Origin of the sequence: Janthinobacterium sp. GW456P (assembly GCF_002127655.1) — a bacterium.
GTDB lineage: Bacteria > Pseudomonadota > Gammaproteobacteria > Burkholderiales > Burkholderiaceae_D > Janthinobacterium.
This window is the reverse complement of the sequence record NZ_NEHB01000064.1, coordinates 1-1,926: the sequence shown is the minus strand read 5'-3', so window position 1 is coordinate 1,926 and position 1,926 is coordinate 1. Positions and strand designations below refer to the sequence as shown.

Here is a 1,926-nt window from a genome sequence, read left to right as displayed (position 1 = left end):
CGGCCAGCGCCGGCGCCTCGGGCGTCTGCCAGCCGCCGGGCAGGCCCGCTTGCGCGTCGCCGGCGGCCAGCTGCGCCCAGGCGCCGGCGTCGAAATAATCGATGGCGCCCGCCTGCGGCCACGGCAGCATGTCGAGCACGCCGGGAAAGGCGCGCACGAAGCCGAGAAACTGGCGCCGCGTGTGCTTCCAGCCGATCCAGCAGGCCAGCATCTGCACCAGCCGGTCGCGCCCCAGCAGCACTTGCACCATCGCCTGCGTGCCACGGTTGGCCGTGCCCACCTGCAGCAATCGGCTGCCGGGCAGGGCGCCGAAGCGCTGCCAGCGGTCCTTCAGGGCCAGGCGCGCCACCAGTCCGCCCATGCCGTGGGCAACGATGCGCAGCGGTTGTCCGCGCTGTTCGGCGTCGCGCATGGCCTCGTCGAGCACGGGCAGGAAGGCGCGGCACGACTCTTGCAGCGACAAGCGCCAGTCATAGGTAAAGGGCCGTACCTCCTGGCTTTGGGCGAGAAAGCGGGCGAACGGTTCATAGCAGGACTCGATCCAGCCGGCGCTGACGATGTGCGGCTGGCCCACGGCCAGGCGTTCGATGCGCCCTTCGACCAGGTTGACGGGGTCGAACCAGATGCGGTTGCTGCCCACTTGCAGGTGGCTGCCCATGATGTCGGGCAGCAGCAGCACGATGGGCGCATGCGCCCGCCGTTTCGGCACTTCGCCGCCGCGCGCCAGCGGGCCGTGCTCGATGCCGGGCAGCGGCTGGTAAGCGCTCTCGTCGCCGGTAAGCGCCTGCACGGCGGCCTGGCTCGATGGCGCGCGCTCGAAGTAGTTCAGGTGGTGCGTGTGCGGTCCGCGCAGCAGCAGTTGCCGCACGGGCGTGCTGCGCGTGGCGCCGCCGGCCATCGAGGCGCAATTGACCACCAGGTCGTTCTGCCCGCCATACAGCTGGTCGCCGAGGCAGTCGCCCAGCCAGCCCAGCAGGCCATCGCCGCTGCATGCGCCGGCCAGCACGTGCAGCGGGCTGGCCACGCGCACGTCGGGCGCGTTGAGCAGCGCCACCAGGGGAGAATCGGGCATCATCGCTTCCAGTCCCGGCAGGATGCGCGCGTCGCAGCGCTGCTGCACCACGGCCAGCAGGAAGGCCATGGCGCCATCGGGCACGCCGCCGTGCAGCAGCAGGTTGAACATTACGCTGGCCCAGCGGTCGAGACGGCCCGACATCAGGGTGGTGCCGCGCGACGGGCAAGCCACGCGCACGAAACGGGCGATGCGGATGGCGCGTGTTTTGAGTTCCACGCTCAATTCGCGCAGGCGCGCCGCATCCGCGTCGTAGCCGCCGCGTCCGCCCAGCCGCGCCTGTGCCGTGTAGTGGTCGATATCGTGGCTGTTGAACGCTTCGCCGCCCACCGTGTTTTCGCTCAATCGCTCCAGGCCGTCGCCGGCCAGGTCGACGGCGCCGCGGCTGTCGATGCGCTGCGCGCGCGCCAGCAATTCGCCTACCAGGCCGCCGCGCGAATGGGTCAGCAGGTGCAGCACGGCGCCGTGCTGCAACTGGCGCACGAGGGCCAGCGCGTTCTCGATGGGGCTGTCGCTGAGGCTGCGGTGTTCATAGCCGTAGATGCGGTTGCCGTATTGCGCCGCCAGTTGCGGCGCCAGGCCGTTGCGCCACAGGCCGGCAAAGCTGCGCTGGGTCGATGAAGCCGTGCCGTGCAACAGCAGCAGCACCGGCTCCGGCCCGGCGGGCAGGCTGGCGACGGCCGTCATGCCGCCCGCCTCGATGCCGCAGCGGTACAGGCCCAGCCGTTGTTCCAGCTGGCGGTCCTGGAAGGCGCCCGCCGCCGCCAGCGCCGTCATGGCGGCGGCGCCGCAGCGGTACACGCGCACGGCCCGCAACATCCAGGCGCCCAGGCCGTCGCGGCTGGCGCCGGGCG

1 pseudogene is annotated in these 1,926 nt (G+C 71.7%); it reads right to left on the bottom strand.

From position 1 onward, the window contains the following. Positions 1-1,926, bottom strand: a pseudogene (locus tag CBW66_RS28155) (hypothetical protein); the annotation flags it as partial.